Origin of the sequence: Spirosoma aerolatum, from assembly GCF_002056795.1 — a bacterium.
GTDB classification, from domain to species: Bacteria; Bacteroidota; Bacteroidia; order Cytophagales; family Spirosomataceae; genus Spirosoma; species Spirosoma aerolatum.
This window is the reverse complement of the sequence record NZ_CP020104.1, coordinates 36,903-62,984: the sequence shown is the minus strand read 5'-3', so window position 1 is coordinate 62,984 and position 26,082 is coordinate 36,903. Positions and strand designations below refer to the sequence as shown.

General features: G+C 50.1%; 20 protein-coding genes. 11 read left to right on the top strand and 9 right to left on the bottom strand.

What is annotated here, in order from left to right; all coding sequences use genetic code 11:
• Positions 1–71: 71 nt before the first annotated feature.
• The 4 genes from B5M13_RS00260 to cobA form a co-directional block, all read right to left on the bottom strand.
• The gene (locus B5M13_RS00260; protein WP_155297148.1) at positions 72–3,563 is read right to left on the bottom strand and encodes a nitrate reductase; all 3,492 of its coding nucleotides are present in this window, start codon (positions 3,561–3,563) and stop codon (positions 72–74) included.
• Positions 3,564–3,631: 68 nt separating this feature from the next.
• Positions 3,632–4,936, bottom strand: coding sequence for a NarK family nitrate/nitrite MFS transporter (locus B5M13_RS00255; protein WP_080053759.1), 1,305 nt, complete (start codon positions 4,934–4,936; stop codon positions 3,632–3,634).
• Between the two features lie 110 nt (positions 4,937–5,046).
• Positions 5,047–6,597, bottom strand: a complete 1,551-nt coding sequence (locus tag B5M13_RS00250; RefSeq protein ID WP_080053758.1) for an alginate export family protein — start codon at positions 6,595–6,597, stop codon at positions 5,047–5,049.
• A gap of 275 nt (positions 6,598–6,872) precedes the next feature.
• Positions 6,873–7,631: a uroporphyrinogen-III C-methyltransferase gene (gene cobA, locus B5M13_RS00245; RefSeq protein WP_080059734.1), complete on the bottom strand. Its 759-nt coding sequence runs from the start codon at positions 7,629–7,631 to the stop codon at positions 6,873–6,875.
• A 279-nt stretch (positions 7,632–7,910) separates the two neighbouring features.
• On the opposite strand from cobA, the gene nirB reads away from it, so the two are divergent.
• The 4 genes from nirB to B5M13_RS00225 all read left to right on the top strand — a co-directional run bounded on the left by nirB (position 7,911) and on the right by B5M13_RS00225 (position 13,122).
• Positions 7,911–10,445 carry a nitrite reductase large subunit NirB gene (gene nirB, locus B5M13_RS00240; protein WP_080053757.1) on the top strand — a complete coding sequence of 845 codons (2,535 nt, stop codon included), beginning with the start codon at positions 7,911–7,913 and terminating at the stop codon, positions 10,443–10,445.
• A 62-nt stretch (positions 10,446–10,507) separates the two neighbouring features.
• Complete coding sequence (gene nirD, locus B5M13_RS00235) at positions 10,508–10,861, top strand: nitrite reductase small subunit NirD (protein ID WP_080053756.1); 354 nt, start codon at positions 10,508–10,510, stop codon at positions 10,859–10,861.
• 97 nt (positions 10,862–10,958) lie between these two features.
• Complete coding sequence (locus tag B5M13_RS00230) at positions 10,959–12,428, top strand: ATP-binding protein (protein ID WP_080053755.1); 1,470 nt, start codon at positions 10,959–10,961, stop codon at positions 12,426–12,428.
• A 19-nt stretch (positions 12,429–12,447) separates the two neighbouring features.
• On the top strand, positions 12,448–13,122 hold the full coding sequence (locus B5M13_RS00225; protein WP_080053754.1) for a response regulator transcription factor: 675 nt from the start codon (positions 12,448–12,450) through the stop codon (positions 13,120–13,122).
• An 11-nt stretch (positions 13,123–13,133) separates the two neighbouring features.
• Here the strand turns inward: B5M13_RS00225 and B5M13_RS00220 are convergent, their stop codons facing one another.
• Together B5M13_RS00220 and B5M13_RS00215 are read right to left on the bottom strand one after the other, a co-directional pair.
• Positions 13,134–14,309 carry an acyltransferase family protein gene (locus B5M13_RS00220; RefSeq protein ID WP_080053753.1) on the bottom strand — a complete coding sequence of 392 codons (1,176 nt, stop codon included), beginning with the start codon at positions 14,307–14,309 and terminating at the stop codon, positions 13,134–13,136.
• A gap of 46 nt (positions 14,310–14,355) precedes the next feature.
• Positions 14,356–15,129: a hypothetical protein gene (locus B5M13_RS00215; RefSeq protein WP_080053752.1), complete on the bottom strand. Its 774-nt coding sequence runs from the start codon at positions 15,127–15,129 to the stop codon at positions 14,356–14,358.
• Positions 15,130–15,384: 255 nt separating this feature from the next.
• On the opposite strand from B5M13_RS00215, the gene B5M13_RS00210 reads away from it, so the two are divergent.
• A complete protein-coding gene (locus B5M13_RS00210) occupies positions 15,385–15,960 on the top strand; it encodes a DUF7010 family protein (RefSeq protein ID WP_080053751.1) in 576 nt (191 codons plus the stop codon).
• 78 nt (positions 15,961–16,038) lie between these two features.
• On the opposite strand, the gene nagB is transcribed toward B5M13_RS00210, so the two are convergent.
• The 3 genes from nagB to B5M13_RS00195 form a co-directional block, all read right to left on the bottom strand.
• Positions 16,039–18,012: a glucosamine-6-phosphate deaminase gene (gene nagB / locus B5M13_RS00205; RefSeq protein WP_080053750.1), complete on the bottom strand. Its 1,974-nt coding sequence runs from the start codon at positions 18,010–18,012 to the stop codon at positions 16,039–16,041.
• 137 nt (positions 18,013–18,149) lie between these two features.
• Positions 18,150–19,307, bottom strand: a complete 1,158-nt coding sequence (locus B5M13_RS00200) for a Gfo/Idh/MocA family protein (protein ID WP_080053749.1) — start codon at positions 19,305–19,307, stop codon at positions 18,150–18,152.
• A gap of 98 nt (positions 19,308–19,405) precedes the next feature.
• A complete protein-coding gene (locus tag B5M13_RS00195; RefSeq protein ID WP_080053748.1) occupies positions 19,406–20,170 on the bottom strand; it encodes an NUDIX hydrolase in 765 nt (254 codons plus the stop codon).
• Between the two features lie 163 nt (positions 20,171–20,333).
• Between B5M13_RS00195 and B5M13_RS00190 the strand changes: the two genes are divergently transcribed.
• The 6 genes from B5M13_RS00190 (at position 20,334) to def (ending at position 26,063) form a co-directional block, all read left to right on the top strand.
• On the top strand, positions 20,334–20,840 hold the full coding sequence (locus B5M13_RS00190; protein ID WP_080053746.1) for a (2Fe-2S)-binding protein: 507 nt from the start codon (positions 20,334–20,336) through the stop codon (positions 20,838–20,840).
• Entirely contained in the window at positions 20,837–23,041 is a 2,205-nt protein-coding gene (locus B5M13_RS00185) for a xanthine dehydrogenase family protein molybdopterin-binding subunit (protein WP_080053745.1), read from the top strand. Before B5M13_RS00190 ends, B5M13_RS00185 begins: the two co-directional genes overlap by 4 nt.
• 73 nt (positions 23,042–23,114) lie before the next feature.
• Positions 23,115–24,302, top strand: coding sequence for an XdhC family protein (locus tag B5M13_RS00180; protein ID WP_080053743.1), 1,188 nt, complete (start codon positions 23,115–23,117; stop codon positions 24,300–24,302).
• Positions 24,299–24,922, top strand: a complete 624-nt coding sequence (locus B5M13_RS00175) for a nucleotidyltransferase family protein (protein ID WP_080053741.1) — start codon at positions 24,299–24,301, stop codon at positions 24,920–24,922. The genes B5M13_RS00180 and B5M13_RS00175 overlap by 4 nt, the downstream gene beginning before the upstream one ends.
• Positions 24,923–24,990: 68 nt before the next feature.
• Positions 24,991–25,404 (top strand): Holliday junction resolvase RuvX, encoded by a 414-nt coding sequence (gene ruvX, locus B5M13_RS00170; RefSeq protein WP_080059733.1) that lies wholly within the window; start codon positions 24,991–24,993, stop codon positions 25,402–25,404.
• A gap of 86 nt (positions 25,405–25,490) precedes the next feature.
• Positions 25,491–26,063, top strand: a complete 573-nt coding sequence (gene def, locus B5M13_RS00165; protein WP_080053739.1) for a peptide deformylase — start codon at positions 25,491–25,493, stop codon at positions 26,061–26,063.
• The last annotated feature ends 19 nt before the right edge of the window (positions 26,064–26,082 follow it).

Below are 26,082 nucleotides of genomic sequence, written 5' to 3'. Positions count from 1 at the left end.
ATTGAATTAGTGAATGATTGAATAGCTGAAAATGATAGGCTACTCTATCCCTCAATCATTCACTAATTCGGTCATTGACAATAGAATGCTCCGCACTTCGGGCGGCACGAGCCACAGCCTGTTCCGGCACCCGTTTTCTGGCAAAGCTGCTGAAAATCCGTGCAGCCTGTCCGAATGGCTCGCTCCAGATTACCCTGCCCAACGGTATTACAGGAACACACCAGTTTACCTTCGACGGGATCTACTTTTTTGCTCGCCCGCAGCAGTTGGAGCCGTTTTTCAGATAGCTCAATACCATTGGCAATCAGTTCACGGAACTCCGCAAATTCATTTTTATCACCCACCAGGATGGCACCTACCAACTTATCTTGATGGACAATACACTTTTTATAATAGCGTTTTGCCTTATCGATAAAGACGATTTCTTCATACTCATTTTCGGCATTGGCAGGTACCTCGGTCATACCCATGCTACACAGATGCAGGCCTTCCATTTTCAGGATGCTGATAGCCAGACTACCCCGATAAGGCTGCGCAATATCACCAGCTATGAATCGGGCTGCGGCTTCGGCCTGTTGCTCGGCAGCCAGGGTTATTCCCCACATCTGTCCATTCCACTGAGCCACTTCACCAGCCGCAAAAATGTCGGGGTCGGAGGTTTGCAGGTAATCGTTTACCACCACACCCCGATTGCAGACGAGTCCGGCTTCGCGAGCCAGATCAATGCTGGGAACTGTACCGATTGCGATAACTACGGCCTGACAATTGATCCGTTTTCCAGAATTCAACTGAACGCCTTTGACCCGATCAGTTCCCATGAAGGTTTGAACCTCTTCGTTGAAATAGACGTCAATGCCCCGGTCAAGTAGTTCCAGATAGAGCAATTCGCTGGCCAGTGGGTCGAGTTGTCGCTCCATGAAACGCCCTGCCCGCTGAATGACTGTTACCCGAACGCCAATTTGTCGTAACGAAGCGGCTAATTCAAGCCCCAGCAATCCTCCGCCCACAATAACCGTATGCGGGTCTTTCTGATTGAGGAACGGCATCAGCGAATCGGCATCGAGCCGGGAACGCATATTGAAAATACCCGGCAACCGAGGAATTCCTTTCGGCATGAAGGCACTGCTTCCCGTACCCAAAACGAGTTTGTCGTACGAATGCTCAACGCCGTTGGTGTCGATCACAACTTTCGCTTTCCGGTCGATATGGCCGATGCCTACGCCTTTATGGACGATGATATTCGCTTCGGCAAACTGATCTTCGCGCAATTTGACAAGCTGCTCCCAGGGTTGCGCTCCGCTGATGTAATCGGGTAGAAGAACGCGGTTGTAGAACGGGTAAATTTCCTTGGAGAAGACATGAATTTCGTCTTTGACCGTCAACGTCCGATAGGCATTGATAAAACCCAATCCAGCCGAACCTGCACCAATAATGATGATTTTCTCCGTTGGCTTCCGATAGGGAACAACCTCCACAGCCGTAAACTTAAAATCGGGTTCTTTCGAACGCGGATCTACAAGCGTATTGGTGAGGTTATTTGCCCGATTCAGGCTGCTGTTTAAGAGTTTACCCCAGTGCATGGGCAGAAAGCATAATCCTGGCCGGACATCGTCGGTGAGTTGCGCTTTTACACGAACCTCCCCCCGCCGACCACGAACCTCTACCAATTGCCCATCCTGGATACCCCGACTGCGCGCATCATCGGGATGGATTTGTAGAAACAACTGCGGACTATGTTGATTCAGTTTGGCTACCCGACCCGTTTTGGTCATGGTATGCCACTGGTCGCGAATACGACCCGTCGTTAGCACCAGCGGAAAATCTGAATCGACCGGTTCAGAAGCATTACCATCAGGTACGGCATGGATTTGCGCCCGCTGGTTTGCCGTATAAAACTGTTGATCCGTAAACAGACGCCTTGTACCCCCTGCCCCTTGTTCCGTGCTCCCCGCCGGATAAGGCCACTGCACGGTTCGCACCTGTTTCAACAATTCATGACTAACGCCGGTAATATCGACATTGGTATTGGCCGTCAGTTGGGCGTATTCATCATATACCTCCGATACGTTTTTATAAGCAAAAGCATCCGTAAAGCCCATTTTTCGGGCAAATCGCCAGATGATTTCCGAGTCGGGCAGAGCTTCGCCGGGTGCATCGAGTACGTTGGGCAGATAGGCAATCCGGCGCTCGGCATTGGTCATTGTCCCTTCTTTTTCAAGCCAGGCAGCCGCCGGAAGCACCACATCAGCCAATTGAACGGTATCTGCCCGATTCGATACATCCTGTACCACCACAAACCGGGCCTTTTTCAACGCCTGTTCAACGGTATGTACATCTGGCATACTTACCATCGGATTGGTATTGATAATCCAGATGGCTTTTAATTTATCGTTGGCCAATGCCTCGAACATCTCGGTAGCCGTTAGGCCGGGTTTATCGGCAATCTTGACGGGGCCATTCCAGAACGCTTCAATTTCAGCGCGGTGAGTGGCATTGGTGACGTCGCGGTGGGCGGGTAATATGTTGGCTAGTCCACCTGTTTCGCGGCCACCCATGGCATTGGGTTGCCCCGTTAGCGAAAAAGGCCCATTTCCCGGTTTACCGATGCGACCCGTAATCAGGTGTAAATTAATGAGCGACAGGTTTTTGTTTACGCCAACGACCGATTGATTCAGGCCCATGGTCCAGAGCGACAGAAACCCTTTCGACCGACCAATCCAGTCGGCAACGGTTTGAATCTGACCGGACGAAATGCCACAGATTTCAGCCGCTTCCTCAACTGTCCGTTGCATTACCTGCTCCCGGTAGGCACTGAATCCGTCGGCATGGTTGCTAATAAAATCAATATCGATATCCCCATTCTCGATCAATAATCGACCAATAGCGTTGTTCAGGACAATATCGGTGCCGGGTCGGATAGCCAGGTGCAGATCGGACGACCGGGCGGTGTCGGTCTTACGTGGATCAACGCAGATGATTTTAACGTTCGGATTGGCGGCTTTATGGGCTTCAATCCGTCGCCAGATGATTGGATGGCACCAGGCCGGATTCGCCCCTTCGACTAGAAATACATCAGCCTCCTCAATGTCATCGTAACAGACCGGCACCGAATCTTCGCCCAGCGATAGTTTATAGCCGACTACGGCCGAACTCATGCACAACCGCGAATTGGTGTCGATATTGTTGGAGCCGATAAACCCCTTGATGAGTTTGTTGACCAGGTAATATTCTTCCGTGAGGCACTGCCCCGACACATAAAACGCTACCGAATCGGGACCGTATTTCTGGATCAGTGTCTTGAAAACGGCGGCTGTTCGCTCCAGCGCAGCATCCCAACTCACCCGCTGCATAGGCATTGCCCGGTTGAACCGCATCTGCGGATACAGCAGCCGATCCGACTGGTCCATAACCGTATAATGCAGATTCATACCCTTGGAGCAAAGCATGCCCCGGTTTGAGGGGTGTTGTTTATCGCCCTCAACGGTCAGTCGTCCGTTCGGTTCCTGTTTGACCACTACTCCGCAGCCAACACCACAATAACAACAGGTCGTTTGATGAGTCATGAGGTTAGATAATGGATAATAAATTATTACGACCACATAATTCAATCATTATGCATTATCCATTAAGTTTAAGCTGTTTGAAATTCGACTTCCCGGGCTTCTTCGACCACGACGGCTTTATTGAAATTCACCAGAAACAGAGCAGCACCGATAACGGCTACCACGCAACCGATGTACAGGAACGCCTGCCCATAGGAGATCGATTGCGACTTGAACAGGAAGCCCATCAGCATACCGCCGAGGTTTCCCCCTGCCCCCACAACACCCGAAATCACCCCAACGGCTTTCGGATTGACGAATGGCACAATGGCATAAGTACCTCCGTTCGACATTTTCAGGAATAGCGCGAAGGTCAGCATCGACGCAATAGCCAACGGCAAGCTACCAGCCTGGGCAAACAGAATAATACCCAACCCTTCGAGCAGAAGCATACCGGCCAGCAAAACGCCTTTACCTCGCATGCCGTATTTCTTCCCGACTCTATCGGCAACGATACCACCCAGCGCACGGGCGAAAATGTTCATGAAGCCAAACAACATAGCCCAAAAGCCCGCTTCGGTCTGCTCCATCTTGAAATTATCGAAGAAGTAGAGCGCTGCTACCCCATCGAACGTAATCTCCATGCCGAAGCAACAGGCATAAGCCAGCGCCAACGCCCATACACGAATATCGGCACAGGCTTTCCAGAAACTCACTTTTTCACCCGATGAAATGGACCGTTCAATCTGATCGACATTGCCTGCTGGCGTATCCTGCGTAAAGCGGTAATACACGTAGGCCATAATGAGCATCAGCACACCGGGCACCACCATAGCCAACCGCCAGGCTTCGGGCTTCGTATAACCAAACCCAACGATAGTTGCCATAATCAACGGCATCGCCAATTGGGTAATACCACCGCCCAGATTACCCCATCCACCCGCTACCGCATTAGCCGTACCTTTGATACTGGGCGCAAACATCACCGATGTATGATACTGCGTGATTACGAACGAGGCTCCAATAATCCCAATCGCCAGCCGAAACAGCAAAAACGTGGTATAATCATGCGCCAGGCCCACCAGCATAACGGGCAACGAGCCAACGACCAGCAAGGCCGTATAGGTTTTACGCGGTCCCCACGTATCGCATAGGCGACCAATAATGAGTCGGGCCAGAATAGTAGCGGATACAGCCGCAATAATGGTGTTACCTACCTGTGGTTTTGTCAGTCCCAGATCTTCGCGGATGGCAGGCATCAGCGGAGCCAGACCGAACCAGCCAAAGAAGCAGACAAAGAACGTAAACCAGGTGATGTGGAACGTCCGCATCTGAACCCCTTTAAAATTCAGTACATTCAGAGAGCTGAGTGGCTTATTCGTGATTGTATTCATGGTTATATATGTCTTAAGATTTAGAGTTGTGAGTAGTGTAGTAACGCGGGTGGAAACCCGCGATTTGCAACCAGATAGCGCGGGTTTCCACCCGCGTTACAAATAGTCTATTACTTTTTGGGAGCGAGGAAATCCGGGCGGACGTTGATCATCAGATACGACCAGGAACCCAGCTTATTTTTTTCGTCCATAGTGCCCTGCTTGGTGTACTCAAGGGTATTGGTACCATTCATGATCGAATAGCCAAATTCAAGCGTGGTAAACTTGTTGAGCGCATAGGTCGCTACAAAGTCATATTCCATACCCAGTTTCGACGGCAACAGCGTACCAGCCGGAACGTCGGGCATTTTGTTATAAGTCGCATTGGCAAGGGCGAAGTAGTGCGCATCCAGCGTGGTCGTTAGGCGGGTTCCGGCATATTTGAATTTGAGGAACGCATCGTTCAGGCCCCCAGCAGGCGCGCCCGTTCCAACGTAGAAATAATCCATATATCCCCAATGCCGGTGTGGCGTACCGTAAAGTGGATCGAATCGACTGGTTTCGCCCGACTGGATCGCCGTGGCGTCATTACCCGACAGGATTTCATAGCCTGGCCCCACGCTAAACGCTCCTTTCTGGATCATGAAGTTGGCCCCGTAGTGATAGGCTTTTTTAATCGTCAGACCATCCCGATCTTTACCACGTTGACCGTAGGCAAAGGCCTGCCACTGTACTTTAGCCCGTTTTGAGGTCGGATTACCCAGTTGACCAACCAGCATAGCTCCGTAGGTTACCCGCGAATTCACGCCCGAAACATCATAACGGCGACCATATACGTAACCCTGGGTAGCGTTGCCCAGCGAGTCGACGCGGTACTTCTGAAAATCGTCTTTAAAAAGCAGGGCCGAGAATTTAGTACTGCCAGTCGCAAGGCTGCTGAATTTGCGCGTTAGGTACGCCATCTGAAACGACTTAAACTGCTGATTCTGACCATTCGTACTCAATGGTGTTGCCAGTACGGGTGCTCCACCTTTGCCTGATGTGGGCAGAAAACCGGCCGGAATGGCCAGGGTTACGTTTTTGGTCGATAAGGCAGTTGCCGGTGCATTTCCGGCGGTATAATAATCCCCGACGGTTCCGAAGGCATCGGTATTCTGGTTAAAGCCAACACCCAGATCAAGTGCCCAGCCTAGATGTTGCGCTTTCAGCAAAGCCGCGTCGAAACGCCTTCCCTGCTGGAGCCAGTCGAGATTTCCAAGCAGGCGAACGTCATCGTAGACAAGCTCCTGACGGCCTATTTTCAGCGATAGATTTTGAATAGGCGTAAATTTGATCGTGGTATCGGCGCTGTTAACCAACGTAATTTCGGCCCAGGCTTCGTGTACCATCAGGCGATTTCCATCGGTATTATTGATGGTCGATGCATCCTGGCCCCACACCCGAACGTCCTGAACCGAAGTCTGGAATTGCACCCGATCCCATTTGTAGCCGAAGGTCAGGCGAGCGCGTTGCGACGTAAAAAAGGCAGCCGGCGCATCTTTAGGTGCCAGATTTCCTACCCCATTACGCAGTTCGGTGCGGGTACGCAGTTGCCCGATCAGCGAAAACTGCGCCTGTACCGAACTGCATAGAGCAAGCAACAAGCAACCTGTAAGCAGGCTATGCTTTGTATAGAATTTCATCAGAAGGTGGTCGATTTGACGAGAAAATGAACGGAATTGACAAAACAAATTCACCTCAGCCTGTTCGCTGAGTTAAGAGTAGGCAATAACCGGAGAGATAGCAGGTATCTGGCGCCTGGCGAGGCCCGAAGGCTCAACGAGTACCTGAGTTGGCGAAGCAGCTGATTTGCTTTACGAGTGTTTTTTCATTTTCTTTGACACGTTTGTGTTTTCGCATGGACAAAACCCTGTGAAGCCGGTCCAAAGGTGCCCCCACACCGGATCGGCTTTTTTCTTTAGTAGGCTACTGAAACGTTATGCAGGCATTCCGCCAGATAGGACGGATGCAACGCGACAACATCGCCAATGACCAGCACAGCGGGCGCCCCCACGCCTTGCTCAGCTATCAATTGTGGCATATTCCAGACCTGACCCACTACGCAATGCTCATCGGCACGCGTCCCGTTTTGTATCACGGCCATCGGTACATGTCCCCGACCAGCCTTGCAATACATAGTACAGATTTCATTCACTTTATTCAGGCCCATCAGCACCACAACCGTCGCTTTCGACTGAACTGCCAACCGAAGATCGTCGGACAACTCGCCGGTGCGGGTAGTGCCGGTAATAACCCAGAAACTTTCGCTTACACCCCGGCTCGTAACCGGAATACCCTGTGAAGCTGGCACTGCTATACTGCTCGATACCCCCGGCACTACCTCATAGGCAATGCCATACTGACGTACATACGCACACTCTTCATACCCACGCCCGAACACGTAGGAGTCGCCCCCTTTCAGCCGTACCAGATGCCCATGTTCCTGCGCCAACCGTACAATCAGGGCATTAATCTCGTCTTGTGAGAACGATACTTTACCAGCTCGCTTGCCTACATACATTTTCAAGGCCCGTTCGGGTGCAAACTCCAGTAAAGAATGATTGGCAAGGTCGTCGTACAAGACAACGTCGGCTTGTCGAAGCGCCCTGATTCCTTTTAAGGTAATCAATTCGCCGTCGCCGGGACCCGCCCCCACGAGTGTTAGCTTTGACCGCATCTGCATCTTCATTTTAGGCTTAAATAGTGGTATTATACTATTTATAGTTATTTACAACTATTTGCGATTTATGCTTCAAAAGTAGAGATGAAATTCTTAAAAACAAGTCTTTTTACAAAAAATATGTTTTAAAATAAGCTTAAATCAAAATATTACGCTAGGAATTACAAAAAACACCTTTTACTTTTGACTTGCCTTTATGGGGATAGAAAGGCATAATTTCTTAAATAAATACAATAATAAATCAGGGTTTTCACAATGTTATAGTTACTTATAACTATGAACACAAACACAATCAGACATGTCGTAGTCATCGGCAATGGCATGGTGGGCTATAAGTTCTGCGAAAAGCTTATCGCCAAACAGAAAAATGAGCATCGGTTTACGCTGACGGTTTTTGGGGAAGAACCACGCGTTGCCTACGACCGGGTGCATCTGAGCGCCTATTTCGACGGCAAAACAGCCGACGAATTAACCCTGGCTCCTGCCGACTGGTATGCCGAAAACGGTATTACACTCTACCTGACCGACCCTGTCGTAGCTATTGACCGCGAGCGTAAGCAAGTTCGGTCGCATCACGGTGTTGTAGTACCATACGACTATCTGGTACTGGCCACGGGTTCGGGCGCTTTTGTGCCGCCCGTAGCAGGGGTTGAGAAAGATGGCGTATTTGTGTATCGGACAATCGAAGACCTCGACTTGATCCAGTCATACGCCCGTAACGCCCGGGCTGGCCTGACGCGTAAAGGGGCTGTATTAGGCGGAGGACTGCTCGGCCTGGAAGCGGCCAAAGCTCTGCTCGACCTCGGCCTCGACGAAGCCCATGTGGTGGAGTTTGCTCCCCGGCTGATGCCCCGACAGATTGACGACGCCGGATCAGGAGTCCTGCAACGGCAACTGGAATCGCTGGGTTTAACGATTCATCTGTCGAAAAGCACGCAACAAATCACGGGTGATGCAGCCATTACAGGCATGCAGTTTGCCGATGGCTCCCATCTGGACGTGGATATGCTCATCATTTCGGCGGGTATCCGCCCTCGCGACGAGCTGGCCAAAGCATCGGGTATCGATACGCATCCTCGTGGCGGTATACTGGTCGATAATTTCCTGCAAACCTCCGACCCGTCCATCTTTGCCATTGGCGAATGTGCCGTAGCGCACCATATGATTTATGGCCTGGTAGCCCCTGGCTACGAAATGGCAGAGGTAGTCGCTTCACGGTTGATGGGTACTGAGAAGGAGTTCAAGCCCTTCGACATGTCGACCAAACTCAAGCTGATTGGTACCGACGTGGGTTCGTTCGGTGATCCGTTTGCCAGTGGCCCTGCCTGCCGAACCATTGTCTATGAAAACAAGGCTAAAGGCATCTATAAGCGTATCAATATCTCGGCCGATGGCAAAGAACTCCTGGGCGGGATTCTGGTAGGCGATGCTGATCAGTATACTATGCTGCTGCAAACCTGCAAGAGCAAAACCGTTCTACCACCTGATCCCGAAGACCTTATCCTGGGCTCGCGGGGTGGCGAGGAAGCTGGCGCGGGTGTGATGGCGCTGCCCGATGATACACTTATCTGCTCCTGTGAGGCTGTTACGAAAGGGATGCTCTGCCACGAAATCGCTGAAAACGGACATACGTCAATCGATGGGCTCAAAAAAGCGACCAAAGCCTGTACAGGTTGTGGGGGCTGTACGCCAATGGTAAAGGACTTAATTCAGAGCGTATTGAAGCAACAGGGCGTTTACGTCCGCAATGTGCTCTGCGAACACCTGGAGTACAGCCGTCAGGAATTGCTGGACCTGATCAAAATCAACGGTCTTAAAACGTACAATGCCGTGCTGGATCAGTTCGGACATGGCGATGGCTGCGAAATCTGTAAACCGGCAGTGGCGTCGATCCTGGCTAGTCTTTGGAACGAGAACATCCTGGAAAAAGGCCGGGCTACCATTCAGGACTCGAACGACCGCTATCTGGCCAACATCCAGAAAGGGGGTACGTATTCGGTCGTCCCAAGAATACCTGGTGGCGAAATCACACCGGACAAACTGATTGTGATTGGGCAGGTAGCCAAGAAATATGGTCTGTATACCAAAATTACGGGTGGTCAGCGGATTGACCTGTTTGGTGCCCACGTTGGCGATCTACCGAAGATCTGGGAAGAACTGATTGCGGCTGGTTTTGAGAGTGGTCATGCGTATGGAAAAGCCCTTCGAACCGTAAAAAGCTGCGTCGGAAGCACCTGGTGCCGATTTGGCGTGCAGGATTCGGTATCGTTTGCTATAGAGGTCGAAGAACGCTACAAAGGCATTCGGGCTCCGCACAAACTCAAATCGGCGGTATCGGGCTGCACCCGCGAGTGTGCCGAAGCCCAAAGCAAGGATTTTGGCATTATCGCTACTGAAAAAGGCTGGAACCTGTACGTATGTGGTAATGGTGGCATTAAACCCCAACACGCCCTGCTACTGGCATCCGACATCGACAAGGCAACTTGTATCCGCTACATCGACCGTTTCCTGATGTTCTACATCAAAACCGCCGACCCGCTTACCCGAACCGCTACCTGGCTCAACAAAATGGAAGGTGGTATTTCGTACCTGAAAGCCGTTGTGGTGGATGATGTGCTGGGTATTGCCGCTGATCTGGAACGGGAAATGCAACAGTTGGTCGACACGTTTATGTGCGAATGGACCGAAGTCGTGGAAAACCCTCAGCTCCGCCAGCGCTTTGCCCATTTCGTTAACGCGCCCGAACAGAAAGACCCGGCGGTTCACTTCGAGTCCATGCGCGATCAGAAACGAGCCCGAGAATGGGTGTAGTTAATCGTCATTTATCGTTTATAGCAAAGACCGCCTAATGACCACTTAATGACTTTTAAAAAATGGAAGCTATTTCAATACATCAGGATAAACAGACCTGGCATGCTGCCTGCCGGGTTGAGGATATTCCGGCCGATGGGGGCGCTTGTGCCCTGATTGGCGGACGGCAGATTGCCATTTTCAATTTTTCGCGTCGGGGCGAATGGTACGCTACCGATAACGAATGCCCACACCGTCAGCAGATGGTTCTTTCGCGGGGTATGATCGGCAGTCAGGGCGACGACCCTAAAGTGGCCTGCCCATTTCACAAAAAAACGTTCTCCCTGAAAAACGGGCAATGCCTGAACGACGATGGATACCGGATCAACACATTCCCGGTAAAAGTTGAAAACGGCATTGTCTATATTGGTGTGTGAAGTGTACGGTATTCGGTTTACGGTGGGTTGACGCAGGCGTTGCTTTCGCACCATCAACCGCAAACCGAATACCGTAGCCTGTAAAACAAGCCCTCCTATGTACCAACTCGACCAACAGGTAGCCCGCCGATTAACCCGGTTTTATGTGATCGCCCTCACGGTCATTGCCATGCTATCGTTGGGTGGCCTTTGGTTTATCAAACGCACATTAAGCAATCACTACGACGATGGGCGGGTGGTCAATGTAGCCGGGCGACAACGAATGCTTAGTCAGCGGCTTACCAAATTGGCTATTCTCAGGGCTGAAGGGATAGCAGCAACGGATACCGTTTCGTTCGATTCACTGTTACACGACTGGCATCAAACCCACGACCAGCTACGGCAGGGAAAGCTCCAGATGGAAAAAGCGTATGCGGTTCGGAAAAGTGCAACCCTCGACAGCATGTTTAACCATATTGAGCCGTATTTCCAGGCGATGTATCAGGGTTTCAGCCGAATCGGCGTATCAGAACCCACGACTCGAAAGGAAGCGTTATCCATCATACTGCAAAATGAGCTTTCGTTTCTACAGCAAATGGATGCGATTGTTTTTCAGTTCGATACCGAAAGTTTCCAGCGTATTCGCACACTCGAACGCATTGAGTGGCTACTAACCATTGCTACCGTATTGACGCTGCTTATTGAGGGGTTCTTTATTTTCCGGCCCGTTGTCAATCATACAAAAGCAATCATCAGCCGGTTGGCAAAGTCCGAACAGTCATTACAGCGAACCAACCAGCGGCTGGAAATTGCCAATCACGAGTTGGAAGCAACCAACCAAAACCTGGCCTACACGAATCAAAAGTTACTCGACACCCAACAGGAGCTGGTTCGTACCACCGAAGAAAAATATCAGCTAATCCGCGCCGAAGATCGGGTCCGGTCGGCGGCCCTGCTGGAAGGCCAGGAAGAGGAACGGCGTCGATTTGCCCGCGAGCTGCACGATGGCATCGGCCAGATGCTGACCGGCATAAAACTCCATGCCGAAAAGTTGAAATCCATCTCACTGGCCGATGAGAAACAACGTCAGCGGTTTGCTGAGCTTTGCGACCTCATTGCCGATATTATTCAGACCACACGCCAGGTATCGTATAACCTAATGCCTTCCACCCTGAGTGATTTTGGTTTAGGCCCAACCCTGCAATTATTAGCCGAGCAAACCAGCCGATCATCGGGCATCGACATTGTTTTTAACGGCCCCCGCAATGCGGCCCGATTAAGCCCGACAATGGAAATCGGATTGTACCGAATTGCGCAGGAGGCCTTACACAATGCCGTAAAATATGCTAATGCTCCGTCTATTCGCATTAATCTTCAGCAGGATCGGCATAAATTAGCACTTTCCGTTCAAGACGATGGCAAGGGATTCACGTTGAAAGCGGCTCGTTCCTCGGAAAAATCGTCGCTGATCGTCAATGGACTGGAGAATATGCGAACCCGTGCCCTGCTTCTCAACGGAACCCTAACGATCCAATCTAAACCCAAAAAAGGAACAACCGTCGAAGTACTCATCAACTTACTAAGTTAAAACCGTAAACTCAAACGCTATGTCGATACGCATTCTGGTCACCGACGATCATTCTGTAGTCAGAAAAGGCATTCGGATGCTATTGGAAGACGAGCCTGATATTCAGATCGTTGGCGAAGCTTCCGACGGTGATGAGGCCGTTGCTCTGCTGTCGGGCATCGATACGGATGTTTTACTCCTCGACATCACGATGCCTCGTATGTCGGGCATCGATACGCTGAAGGTTGTTTCCGAAAAATACCCTAGAGTACGAACGCTTATGTTCAGTATGCACAATAATCCCGACTATATTCTGAAAGCCGTTCAGCATGGGGCCGCCGGTTATTTGCTGAAAGATACTGGTCAGGAAGAGATTTTGAAGGCGGTACGAACTGTGGTTGATGGCGATTTATACTATCCCCCGAATGCTTCGTCGGTTATCATCCGCCATCTTGTACTGCCCAATTCGATTCAACGAAAAAATGAAGTAAGTAATACGCCCCCAAAAGGCCCATCGATCTGGAACAGGATTACGGCCCGGGAAGCTCAAATTCTCACATGCCTGATCGACGGTATGAGCAGTCCCGAAATTGCGGATCGGTTCGGCATCAGCCCCAACACCGTAGCCAACCAGCGGGCCAGCATTATTCGAAAGGCGGGGGTAAAAAATACCGTTGACCTGATTCGGCTCGCGCTGGAAGACAAAAACCGATAACCAATTCAGCCTCAAACCTTAATAATTACGTTCTTACGATAGAGCCACCACAAAATACCGAACCAGATTAACACAAAGGTCAATGCACCGGCCAGGGATGCATTGGTTGGATCGGTAAAGGGAGGAGCAATGGCCGTTCGGTAGAGATATTCTTTCAAACCGACTTCCGTTCCGTCGGCCTTTGTCACATGAATCAGATTCATAATGCGCGGAATTAATCCCGATAGAAAGAAAACAGTGATGGCATTAACGCCAAACGCTACAAACGGCAATATACCCCAGCGGTAGTTTTGCGCTTTAGTCTGTCCATCAATCAGCCAGTAACACAACGCCAGAACCAGCATGGCCAGACCACCTGCCAGGAGCACATATGAACTGGTCCATAACGCCTTATTGATCGGAAAGAACCCGTTCCAGATTAACCCACCGAACAGAGTCAGACAACCAACGGCGAAAAGCCAGGCCGCTTTTTCAGCAATGGGTCTATTCGTTTGTAGCCAGCTACCCGTCAGCATACCTAGTATACCGGTTCCTATAGCCGGGACTGTGCTGAACAAGCCTTCAGGATCCCACACTTTGGCGGGTTTATAAACATGGGCAGGGGTCAGAATGATACGATCCAGCCAGGCCGCCAGGTTGGTTTCTGGTTCCAGATTGGCATAACCAACCCCTGGTACGGGAATCTGCGTCATAGCCAGCCAATAACCAATCAATACACTGAGCAGGATGTAAAGCTGTTGTCGAGGGCTGGTTTTTAAAAAGAGTAGTGAGCAAACCAGATAGACGATAGCGATCCGCTGTAACACGCCCAGAATTCGAACCGTCGAGATGTCAAACTTGGGAAAAAAATTCAGGAACAGGCCCAACAGAAATAGCGTTACACTTCGCTTTACCACTTTCTGAATTACGTCCTGCTTCGCCTTTTGCTCATCCCGACGGCCTAGGGCAAACGTAATGGAAACACCTACAATAAACAGGAAGAACGGGAAAATCAGGTCGGTGGGTGTCCAGCCATTCCAGGCAGCATGTTCCAGTGGCGCATAAATATGCCCCCAATCGCCCGGATTGTTCACCAGTATCATAGCGGCTACCGTTAAGCCACGGAAAAAGTCCAGCGAAAGGAGTCTACCAGATTGGATTGTAGCAGGTGCTTGTGTATCGGAAATAGGCGCTACAAGAGGTCGCATAAGCTTCGTATAATCTCTCGAAGATACAACAAGTATGCTGAACGAATCAACTAAATACCTTCGTCAGCTTTTTTTCCAGGTCTTTTTCGAGTTTTAACAGCCCTTCTGTGTTGGGTAAGTAGGTAAGTGCTCTGTGGTGTCGTAAATCGAACGGAATATCGCTTACCGATTGCGTAATAGGAATAACCAGTTTACCCAGCGTATGCGCAACGCCCGTCTCGTAAAACACATTGGGGTTCCGGTCGGTAAAGTCGGTTATAACGGCCTGAGCCGTAAAAATCAGATCAAATACATCCTGAATCAGAATGCTGTTATCCCAGATGTCATCAGCCCGCTGGCAATCAACTCCAAGTCTGGAGCATACATTACGAATGGCCGCATAGGTTCCTGAAAACCGACTTTCGAACGGCATCATAACGGCCAGTGCATTACTATTTACGGGTTTGTCTGGAATTCGGAAGACATCGGGCGCAAAGGTGATGACACGGTCGGGTGCACTGGCCTGACTGGTCGAAATAAAATCTGGAACCGTACGGGCAGCCCGGCCAAGCAGTGCTTTCTTGATTTCGACGAATCGCTCGATTTCGTATAAATTACTGGCGCTTTCGCTCATCAATTTAGAGAGCACTTGTAGGCTATTCCCTTCATAATCATCATCTTTAAAATCCAGACTACGTAACAGACGCGGATGATCTTCAATCAGTTCCAGGCTATCGGTCAGATAAGCTACTTTAATCCAGTCGGCTTTTGTAAAATGATCGACAATAAATTCATGTAAGGCAAATAATCGAAGCGTTTTCTGTTTGTTCTGTCTGGTCATCTTTCTATCAATTACCCGATATAATATAACTACAATATATTTTTGCAATTATATTCAAAAACTATATTATAACAACTACTGCTTTCACAATTTAAATTTTTGACTCGCTGTTATCCACGGCTTGTCTATTATGGCCTGTTTGTTTCAGCTTGAGTAAACTACCCGTTTAGATTGCCCTGCCTGCTACCATTTCCCGGAAACGATTTTTGAGTTCTATCTTTGTCTCTACATTACGTAATAGAGCTTTTGGACCACATGGATTTTAACCAAGAAATAGTCAATCAGAAACGTCAATTTCTTATCCGTGCAAACGCTGGTATTTCATTACCAATAGCGGGTGCTATTTACTGGGCGGCCTTAGCCGTTGCCGGTTTTTATTTAAAACCGGGCCAATGGACACTCATGGCTTTCTGCACCAGCGGTTTACTTTTCCCATTGGGTCTTGCCTTACAAAAGCCATTCAAAGCAAATTTGATGGTAAAAAATCCGTTGGCAGGGCTTATTCCCTACGCACTTTTTTCCATGATGCTGAGCTGGGGAATCATTATCCCGGCTAGCAGCATCGATAAATCACTAGTACCCTTGTGTCTGGCAATTGGCATGAGTATACACTGGCCTATTATTGGCTGGCTATATGACAGTAAAGCGTGCCAGTTACATGCCTTGCTCAGAACAATCGTTGTAGTTGCCTGCTGGTACACACTTCCTGGCCTCCGCTTTACCCTGCTTCCGCTACTTGTTTCTGTGCTTTACGTGCTGACGGTAATCGGTCTTACGATAGAGGTCACCCAAGCCAGGAAGCAGGCGGATAAGGCTCCTCTCTGGGTGTAGTTACAGCATTTATTACCGCGAGCATAAAAAAGCCCCTCCTTTTGCAGTGAGGGGCTTTTTATTAAAAACTTTATTGACTTAAAACCGCCAGCGGACAAAGGCTTCCATGGCTTCGTATTCGGCAAGGCCGAGTCGGTTATAAAGACCAGCCGTTGCGCTGTTCCGCTCTTCGGCCCGCTGCCAGAATTCCCGCGAATCGGTGCCCTGGTAAACCACGCCATCTTTCTGCGACTGGTGTTTGAAAATACCCAACCGCTTTTTCATCACCTGATCGGGCGACATCGGTACCGCCATTTCGATTTCGTGAATATCCCACTCGGCCCAGGCACCACGGTAGAGCCACACCCAGCAATCTTTCATGAAATTCTTATGCTTTAAACGCCGAACCGCTTCCATGACAGCATCCAGACAGACTTTGTGCGTACCATGTGGGTCGGCCAGATCACCAGCCGCATAGATTTGATGCGGCTTAATTTTTTCAATTAAGTCCATCGTAATCTTAATATCTTCCTCACTGATCGGCTTTTTGGCTACCGTTCCGGTTTCGTAGAAAGGCATGTTCATAAAGTGCGCATTCTCGACGGGGATTCCCACAAATCGACAGGTCGATTTAGCTTCTCCCATCCGAATAAGCCCTTTCACGTAGCGCACTTCAGGGGTATCGACTTCACTGTCTTTCTTCTCGCGCAAGGAAGCGGCCGCATCATGGAAAATACGGGTAGCTTCAGGGCTATTGATACCAAACTTAGCGTTAAAATCAACGACATAATCGGCAAAGCGCAGCGCTTCATCATCCGCCACAGCGATGTTGCCCGACGTTTGGTAACCTACGTGAACTTCGTGACCCTGATCGCGGAGACGCTGAAAGGTGCCGCCCATCGAAATAATATCATCGTCGGGATGCGGGCTGAAAATCAGACAGCGTTTATGTGCCGGTAAGGCCCGTTCAGGACGGTTGGTATCGTCGGCATTAGGCTTGCCACCGGGCCATCCCGTAATGGTATGCTGAAGCTGGTTGAAAACATCGATATTGATATCGTAAGCCTGACCATACTGCGCCAGCAGGTCGCTCATTCCATTATCGTTATAATCCCGGTCGGTCAGTTTCAGAACGGGCTTGCCTAACGTCAACGACAAATGGGTGACGGCTTTTTTCTTCATTTTGTTGTCCCAGACAACCGAATCCACCAGCCAGGGTGTCTTCATACGGGTCAACTCCGACGCAGCCGCTTCGTCAATCACAAACAATGCGTTTGGATGTGTCTGCAGATACGATGCCGGGTTCAGTTCGGTCACCAATCCTTCTACGGCACCCCGAATAACGGGTGCTTTTCGTTCGCCCCAGGCCAGCAGTACCACCCGACGGGCACTCAAAATACTCGCCACCCCCATTGTAATCGCTTTCCGGGGCGTTTTGGCCAGGCCACCAAAATCGACCGACGCAGCAGCCCGGGTTGAGTTGTCGAGCATCATCAAACGGGTATGCGAGTTAATAAGCGACCCCGGTTCGTTGAAACCAATGTGACCATTACCACCGATACCCAATAACTGAAAGTCCAGCCCACCAGCTGCTTCAATAGCCGCTTCGTACTGTTTCGAAAACTCCGCTACCTTATCCGTCCGAAGGGTACCGTCAGGAACATGGTAGTTGCCCTGCGGAATATCGACATGATCGAATAACTGCTCTCGCATAAACCGCCAATAGCTTTGGATCGAATCAGGTTCCATAGGGTAGTATTCATCCAGATTGAATGACACCACATTACGGAAACTCAGCCCTTCTTCCCGATGCATCCGAATCAGCTCAGCATAGACTGTTTTGGGCGATGAGCCGGTTGCCAGTCCCAATATGCAGGGTTTTCCTTCACTTTGCTTCTGGCGAATCAAATCAGCAATTTCCTGCGCCACGGCTCGCGAGGCATCTTTGGCATCGGCGTAGATATGGGTTGGAATTTTTTCATACGTGATGGCCGATTGAATAGGGCCACCTGAGGGTGATGTACCCGACAACAAGCCGTCTGGATTGTCGAGAATAGTTGACTCCGTGATCATGCGTTATGCGGAGAAAGATGGTTTAGCAGCCGCAAATGTCGCAAAAATTTAGCCAGTTCGCACCACCTTCCAGTACATATGGATAAGTTTTTTAAATTTTTTAATAACTAAAAATACCTAATCATTAGCGGGTTATCTCATCTACGCGCCAGTTGATCAGCGATCATTGCGGTTTTCAGCGATTCCAGGCCGTTCTCTTCCTGAATAATACGGTGCGAACCCGGATACTGAATAGCTCGGAGTTGATCGCGAAACATGAGCCGGAGTAATTCGCTGTAGATGTGCTGCTTTTCGTCGCCAAATCCGAATCGAAGCTCGATCTGCTGATAGGCATCGAAGGTTTTGTGCCGGCCCCGCAAGGGTCTGTCCTTTCCGCCAATATTAGCCGTAACATTCAACTGAGCGCCCGGAAATAAATCCATCAACGCACGAGTCGTTTCTTCATCGACTACACACCGCATAATCATCCGGGTCGGCACCCATTCAAACAAGGTAATATCGCCACGTTCGAAGAGAAGGCGCATTTCCTGACGATCCATCCGGCCGGTCTGGGTAAATCCGTGGTAAAAGTTGACCAGTTTACGGCCGCTTTCATCATCTCCATACTCGACTGTTGCCTGCACCTGGTCCTCAATATCGTTGCTGTTCGGTCGTTTTATCACCTGAGCCGCTTTTATGGTGCCCTCGCCAAGCCACCCGGCGAACATGTCGAAGAAATGTACGCCATGTTCAATAAAAATGCCGCCACTTTTGCTCCGGTCCCAAAACCAATGCTCTGGCGACAGCCCTTCATCCCCTGCATAATTTTCAAAATACCCATGTAGAAACTCCCCCAGGATCTTTTTATCGATCAGGTGCTTGACTCGGGCAAACATCGGATTGTACCGCTGCATCAGGTTGGTTACCATCAGTAACCCTTTTCGCCGGGCCGTATCAATCATTTCCTGCCCTTGCTCTGGATTCATGGCCAGCGGTTTCTCACAGATCACATGCTTGCCCGCATTCAGCGCCAGCATAGCCTGCTCGTAATGCAGGAAAGGGGGTGTAGCGATGTAAACAATATCGACACCAGGATGATTGACCAGTTCCTCCAGACTGCCAACCTGTTCTGCCCCAAACCGTTTTGCAACCGTGACGGCTTCTTCTCGCTTCGATCCGGCAATGGCAACCAGCTTTGCATGAAGTCCGTCAGGAAAACCAACCTGCAAAAACTGTTGAACGGCAAACAAACCGAATCCTCCCATTCCGATCACACCAAGCCCTAATTCCTGCGCAGGATTTGCATTTATATCCATAGAATCAATTGTTGTATTCCTGAAAACAACTGCGCAGCGTGCGTTAATGTTGGCCCGATCAGGTTACGAATTAGATAAGAGTAGCCATGCAAGACAGGTCAGATAAAAATCAAGCTCCCGTTGATGAGCGCTTTCTGGTAGTTTTCTTCATCGAACTGGTAGAGGTAAGGTGATTTATGGGCACCACCCGTACGGCGTTCGTCCAGTCGTTTTAGAATATTTAAGCCGGTTATCTTTTTATGAAAATTACGGGCATCCAGTGTCCGGCCCAGTACGGCTTCGTATAGTCGTTGTAGTTCGGGGATAGTGAACTTTTCGGGCATCAGATTCAATCCAATGGGTTGCCAGTTAAGTTGAAGCCGAATCGTTTTAAGCGCTACATCAACAATATTCCGATGATCGTAAAGCATTGATGGCAATTCACTGACATCCCACCAATTACACTCGTCCGACATAAAATCGGTGGTTGACGTCACTTTTGTATAATCGACCAGCGCGTAATAGCCTGCCGATATGGTCCGCTTCGGCCATCGACTGCCAAATGAAAAAGGGATTTGCTGTCGCTGCCAGGTATCCTGCCAGTCGTACCGAACGGCTTCGCCAAACAAATGAAACTGTTGGAGATAAATCTGGTCTAATCCGGTACGTTCGCGCAATACACGTTCGGCAGCTGTATCAACCGATTCTTCCTTATAAATAAACCCACCCGGCAGACACCACTCGTTTGTGTCTTTCCAGCGTAGCAATAAAACTTTCAGCCGTGTATCATGAAAACCAAAGATAACACAATCGAGCGAAAGGCCTAAAATGCACTCTTCGGCAACGGTCTGGAAGTAGGTCGTTAATTGTTCAGCAAAAGTCATGGGGAAAGTTAAAACGCTTTCCGTCATTTTGGCAACTCCATGGGCACAACAATTACTATCTATCCCCCCAATAAACCATGTATCTATAAAACGGAGCAGGTTTCAGCTATAATTTGTATCTTTCCGTCTATAAACAAGTTTTCAAACCCTATCTTTATTCGTTATGGCTGCGGTAAAGCTAACGATTAATAATCAGGTGCATACGCTGGACATTGATCCTCAAATGCCCTTACTATGGGCCATTCGGGATGTTGTCGGACTAACGGGCACCAAATTCGGCTGTGGTATCGCCCAATGCGGTGCCTGCACGGTACATCTTGATGGCAACCCGATCCGTTCCTGTAGCTTCCCGGTTTCGGCGGCAGCAGGTCATAAAATCACGACCATCGAAGGTATCTCGAAGAATGGCGACCACCCGATTCAAAAAGCCTGGATCGAGCATCAGGTGCCGCAGTGTGGTTATTGCCAGTCAGGCCAGATCATGTCGGCACTGGCCCTGCTGAAACAAACGCCCAAGCCAACCGATGCGGATATTGATGCCGCTATGCAGGGGAATATTTGCCGCTGTGGTACCTACAATCGGATTCGTCAGGCCATTCATACGGCATCGGCCGAGATGACATCGGCGCCCAAACTACCCAAATCAGCCCCTAAAATCGGTGAACGATGAGCCATAACCCGAAACAATCTGAATCGAACCCGTCCCGTCGGGCTTTTCTGAAAGCAGCCGGACTGACTGGGGCTACGTTTGCGCTGGGCCTATCGGGCACCGATCTGCTGGCCAGCCCGGTACATAACCTGAGTGCCCAGCCTGGACTGGCCCAGCCTGAAACGGCCGAACTTACTCCTTACGTACTGATCGACAAATCGGGGCAAATTACCCTTATGAACCCCCGTCCCGAAATTGGACAGGGAACCTATCAGTCGGTGCCCGCGCTGATTGCCGAAGAGCTGGAAGTACCACTGGATAAAGTCATTATCCGGCAAACGGGTGGAGAAAAAAAATATGGTGGTATGTGGTCGCAGGCGGTGGGTGGCAGCGGCTCCATTCGGGGTGGCTATACGCAGATGCGAAAAGTGGGAGCCTCAGCCCGCGAGATGCTCATCAAAGCCGCCAGCGATCAATGGAATGTGCCCGTCGAGGAATGTTACGCTGAAAATGCGACGGTAATTCACAAACCATCAGGCAAAAAACTCACCTACGGGCAACTGGCCGAAACAGCGGCCAAACTTCCTGTACCGAAAGAGCCGAAGCTGAAAGACCCGAAACAGTTCACGATGCTGGGCAAGTCGATTCCCCGGCCCGATGTACCGCCGAAGGTAAATGGTCAGGCGAAGTTTGGAATGGATGCTAAAATAGCGGGAATGCTCTACGCGTCTATCGAACGGTGTCCGGTGCTGGGTAGTAAACTCGTTAGCTTCGATGCGGCCCAAGCCCTGAACGTAAAAGGGGTTCAGAAAGCGGTGAAAGTAGAGCGGATCATGGGCAAAAACCGTTACGAAGGCGTTGCCGTTCTGGCCGATACGTACTGGGCTGCCTTACAGGGACGGAAAGCACTCAAGGTGCAGTGGGACCATCAGCATCATGATACCTTCAACTCGGCCGACTACGAAAAAAGCCTTCGTCATCTGGAGAAGGCAGAGGGTGTAGTGGGTCATAACACAGGCGATTTTGACATAACCTTTGCCGAAGCCCCAACCAAACTGGAAGCGTTCTATGAAACTCCTATGGTGAGCCACTCCCCCATGGAGCCGATGAACGCGCTGGCTCATTACCAGTCAGACGACAAAATTGAGCTTTGGGTATCGACGCAAGGGGGCGATCTGGTAAAAGATGAGGTTGCGAAGGTGTTGAAGGTATCACCCGATAATGTTACGGTGCATGTCATGTTCAATGGTGGCGGTTTTGGCCGTCGACTCACGCAGGATTTTGCTACCGAAGCGGCTCTGTTGTCGAAAACGGTTGGCAAACCCGTAAAAGTTGTCTGGACCCGCGAAGATGATACAAGCCTGGGACCTTTCCGCCCACTCACATTCTCAGCCATGCGCGGAGCCTTATCAGCCGACGGGAAAGCCATTGCGTTCCAGCACAAGGTTATTTCCCCCTCTATCGACGCGACGATGAGTGAGAAATACGACAAAACCAAACCCGACGGCACCATGCTCGAAGGAACGGGCGAGCAGAAATATGAGATTCCGAACCTACGTACTCGCTACGTCCATTCAGACATTCATATTCCGCTCACGTACTGGCGTTCGGTAACTAGTTCGACGGTTGCCTTTGCGCACGAGTGCTTTCTGGACGAAATGGCCCACAAAGCCGGGAAAGACCCAATGGCGTTCCGATTAAGCTTGCTAACGAAGGATACCGACGCCAGGCGGATGATGACTAAACTGAAAGCGGTTTCGGGTTGGGATAAGCCGCTGCCTGAGGGAAAAGGCCGGGGTGTAGCTCAGTGGGAGTTTTTCGCTGGATTAGCCGGTCAGGTGGTCGAAGTCTCGAAAAACAAATCGGGCGGCATCACCGTTGACAAAGTCTATTGCGTCATTGACCTCGGTACAGTCGTGAACCCCGATACCGTAAAAGCGCAGGTAGAAGGCGCTATTGCGATGGCCCTGACTGCCGCTACCAAAGATGGCATTACCTTCGCCAACGGTCGGACGGTACAGACAAATTTTGACGCGAACCGAATGCTGCGTATCCAGGAAATGCCTGAAGTTGAGGTACATATTCTGGCCGAAGGCGGACCGACGATCAAAGGCGTTGGCGAACCGGGTTTGCCTCCTCTGGCTCCTGCACTGGCCAACGCTGTCTTTGCCGCCACGGGCAAGCGAATTCGTACGTTACCGTTTGATTTAGAGAAGGTATAATCGATTGCAATTTACGGTAGCTGACCCGGCTATATTGTTCTCGTCAGCTACCGTAAACAGAACACCCTACATTATGAAGGAAATAACCCGTATCGTCGACGTTTTTGAGCAGATTGACTTTTCGCAGCGGAAAGCCGCTTTGGCAACTGTTGTCTGGGTCGAAGGGTCTTCGTATCGGCGTCCGGGCGCCCGTATGCTCATTACGGACGACGGGCGTTGGGAAGGAGCGATCAGTGGCGGTTGTCTGGAAGGCGATGCGCTACGGAAAGCCCGACAGGTAATGCTCGATGGGCAACCCATTGTGGTTACTTACGATACCATGGACGATGGGGCTAACAGCTTTGGAGTAGGGTTAGGCTGCAACGGCATTATCGACGTACTGATCGAACCGATTCAACCTACGAATCCCCAAAACCCAATCGCGTTTCTGAAGGAATTTGCCCAGAAACGTGATGTCCGAGCTTTAGCCACCATTCTGAAAAGTGATGGCACTACATTACTCCCTGGCAATCGGTTTGTGCTGACAGGACTAGCCGATGACTCTGTACCGACCTGGCTTAAGCCCGATATGGAAGAGGTCTTCGATCTGGGGAAACCATTGACAAAAGGCTATACAGTTGGGCTGGAAACTGTCGAAGTATTTATAGAACGCATCGATCCGGGCATCGAATTAGTCATTTTTGGGGCAGGATACGATGTGATTCCCGTAGCCAAACTCGCTCGTGAAATAGGCTGGCAGGTAACCGTTACCGACGACTGCATTGCTCACCTATCGCCTAAACGATTCCCGGCCGCCACCTGTGTTCTGTATGCCGACCGACAGGTGGTGCTCGATCAACTGACCATTTCGGATCGCACGGCAGCGGTACTGATGTCGCATAACTTCAACTACGACCGAGCGGTATTGCAGGAGCTTCTTAAAACCGAAGTGCCCTATATTGGTATGCTGGGCCCCCGCAAACGGTTCGACAAAATGCAGGACGAATTTGCTAAAGATCGGTTATCGTTCTCGGAAGCTCAATTAAATCGCGTTCATTCGCCGATTGGTCTGGATCTGGGCGCTGAAACTCCGGACGAAATTGCGCTTTCCATTATTGCCGAAATAAAAGCGTTCTTCACCCGACGAACCGGCAGTTTTTTGAAAGACAAATCAGGCCCTATTCATGAACGAGTTTCGGGCAATGCCGCCGGTTATGGCCGACTCGGTACGTCGATTGATTTAGAAGACATCGGTGCGGGTACAGTAGGCCTGGACGCATGAGTCTCGCCACAATCATCCTGGCAGCGGGTGCTTCTAACCGACTCGGAGGTCAGCCGAAACAGTTATTGACACAGGACGGTACGTCACTGATTCAACGTATTGTTCAAACCGCATTATCGCTAAAGGCCGGGCCAGTTATTGTCGTTTTGGGCGCCAACCAATCGCTCATTCAGCCTGTAATTCAGCATCTACCCGTTCAGCTAGTAACCAATCCGAACTGGCAGGAGGGGTTGGCCTCTTCTTTACACGCTGGCTTGACTAGTCTGACCGACACCTCAATAGAATCCTTCCTGGTTCTCCTGACCGACCAGCCCTTCGTTACGGTTGATTTACTGCAAAAGGTTATTAATACCCAGCAACAGACCGGCAAAGGAATCGTTGCATGCCGGTATGGCAACCCTGATCATTTAGGTGTACCCGCCTTATTTTCAATAAGCTACCGCTCGACGTTTATGCAACTCTCCGGCGATGTAGGTGCCCGTAAGCTCATACAACAACATGCGGATGATTGTGCCGAAGTGGCTTTTGACCTAGGTACCATCGATCTGGATACGTGGGCCGATGTGGAGAAGTGGCAGGGAGGGCCTGGAGCAGGGGTTAGTATAGATTGGAAAGCGTAGAGTGCCCTGCTATCCCTGCCCCGCGCTTCTTGCACCCTGCCATCAACCTTCGTACCTTTGTTACCGAAATGGCAAGACTATTAGCGATCGATTACGGTTCGAAGCGAACGGGTATAGCCGTTACTGACCCCCTGCAATTAATTGCCTCGGCGTTGGAAACGGTGCCTTCCCACGAAGTATTAAAGTTTTTAAAGGCCTATACGCAGCGCGAACCCGTCGAAGCTTATATAGTGGGCTTGCCCAAAGGACTAGATGGTGCCGATACCGACAATACCGCCCGGGTTCGGAAGTTTGTGACGCATTTGCAGAACGCATTCCCCGATATTCCGGTCCACTGGCACGACGAACGGTTCACCTCAGTAATGGCCTTGCAGGCCATGATTGCCGGAGGAAGTACCAAAAAGGACCGACGCGAGAAAGGAAACATCGATAAAGTAAGTGCCGCCATCATTCTACAATCGTACATGGAAAGCAAAAAGTAATGAATAATGGATAATGAAAAATGGATAATACATAATACTTCCTGTAGACGTTTTTCATTATCCATTATCCATTATTCATTAAATTTATGATACTCCCAATAATTGCCTATGGCGACCCCGTTTTACGGAAGCGGGCTAAAGACATTGAACCCGGTAGCATTGACGTAAAAACGTTGAGCGAGAATATGTTCGAAACCATGTACGCGGCTTCGGGTGTTGGCTTAGCGGCCCCACAGATTGGGCAAAGTATTCGGATGTTTGTGGTCGATGGCTCCCCAATGAATGAAGGCGAGCCCGAAGAAGAAATTGACCAAAGCCTGATTGATTTCAAAAAAGTATTTATCAATCCTGAAATTATTGAAGAAGCGGGCGACGATTGGGGCTTTGAGGAAGGTTGTCTGAGTATTCCAGGTATTCGGGGCGAAGTGTTCCGACCTGAAATTGTCGTTATTCGCTATTTTGATACCGATTGGAACGAACACGAAGAAGAATACGATGGCATGGCGGCCCGAATTATTCAGCACGAGTACGACCACCTGGAAGGCAAACTGTTTACCGATTACCTACCTCCTATCCGCCGGACGCTCATCAAGAAAAAACTGGCCGATATCTCAAAAGGCAAAACCGACGCGGAGTATAAAATGAAGTTTCCAAAGTAATGTAGAATGTAGAATGGAC

Coding starts and splice junctions, on each gene's coding strand:
- B5M13_RS00260 (WP_155297148.1), bottom strand. CDS start 3,563: ATGACTCATCAAACGACCTGTTGTTATTGTGGTGTTGGCTGCGGAGTA.
- B5M13_RS00255 (WP_080053759.1), bottom strand. CDS start 4,936: ATGAATACAATCACGAATAAGCCACTCAGCTCTCTGAATGTACTGAAT.
- B5M13_RS00250 (WP_080053758.1), bottom strand. CDS start 6,597: ATGAAATTCTATACAAAGCATAGCCTGCTTACAGGTTGCTTGTTGCTT.
- cobA (WP_080059734.1), bottom strand. CDS start 7,631: ATGCGGTCAAAGCTAACACTCGTGGGGGCGGGTCCCGGCGACGGCGAA.
- nirB (WP_080053757.1), top strand. CDS start 7,911: ATGAACACAAACACAATCAGACATGTCGTAGTCATCGGCAATGGCATG.
- nirD (WP_080053756.1), top strand. CDS start 10,508: ATGGAAGCTATTTCAATACATCAGGATAAACAGACCTGGCATGCTGCC.
- B5M13_RS00230 (WP_080053755.1), top strand. CDS start 10,959: ATGTACCAACTCGACCAACAGGTAGCCCGCCGATTAACCCGGTTTTAT.
- B5M13_RS00225 (WP_080053754.1), top strand. CDS start 12,448: ATGTCGATACGCATTCTGGTCACCGACGATCATTCTGTAGTCAGAAAA.
- B5M13_RS00220 (WP_080053753.1), bottom strand. CDS start 14,309: ATGCGACCTCTTGTAGCGCCTATTTCCGATACACAAGCACCTGCTACA.
- B5M13_RS00215 (WP_080053752.1), bottom strand. CDS start 15,129: ATGACCAGACAGAACAAACAGAAAACGCTTCGATTATTTGCCTTACAT.
- B5M13_RS00210 (WP_080053751.1), top strand. CDS start 15,385: ATGGATTTTAACCAAGAAATAGTCAATCAGAAACGTCAATTTCTTATC.
- nagB (WP_080053750.1), bottom strand. CDS start 18,012: ATGATCACGGAGTCAACTATTCTCGACAATCCAGACGGCTTGTTGTCG.
- B5M13_RS00200 (WP_080053749.1), bottom strand. CDS start 19,307: ATGGATATAAATGCAAATCCTGCGCAGGAATTAGGGCTTGGTGTGATC.
- B5M13_RS00195 (WP_080053748.1), bottom strand. CDS start 20,170: ATGACTTTTGCTGAACAATTAACGACCTACTTCCAGACCGTTGCCGAA.
- B5M13_RS00190 (WP_080053746.1), top strand. CDS start 20,334: ATGGCTGCGGTAAAGCTAACGATTAATAATCAGGTGCATACGCTGGAC.
- B5M13_RS00185 (WP_080053745.1), top strand. CDS start 20,837: ATGAGCCATAACCCGAAACAATCTGAATCGAACCCGTCCCGTCGGGCT.
- B5M13_RS00180 (WP_080053743.1), top strand. CDS start 23,115: ATGAAGGAAATAACCCGTATCGTCGACGTTTTTGAGCAGATTGACTTT.
- B5M13_RS00175 (WP_080053741.1), top strand. CDS start 24,299: ATGAGTCTCGCCACAATCATCCTGGCAGCGGGTGCTTCTAACCGACTC.
- ruvX (WP_080059733.1), top strand. CDS start 24,991: ATGGCAAGACTATTAGCGATCGATTACGGTTCGAAGCGAACGGGTATA.
- def (WP_080053739.1), top strand. CDS start 25,491: ATGATACTCCCAATAATTGCCTATGGCGACCCCGTTTTACGGAAGCGG.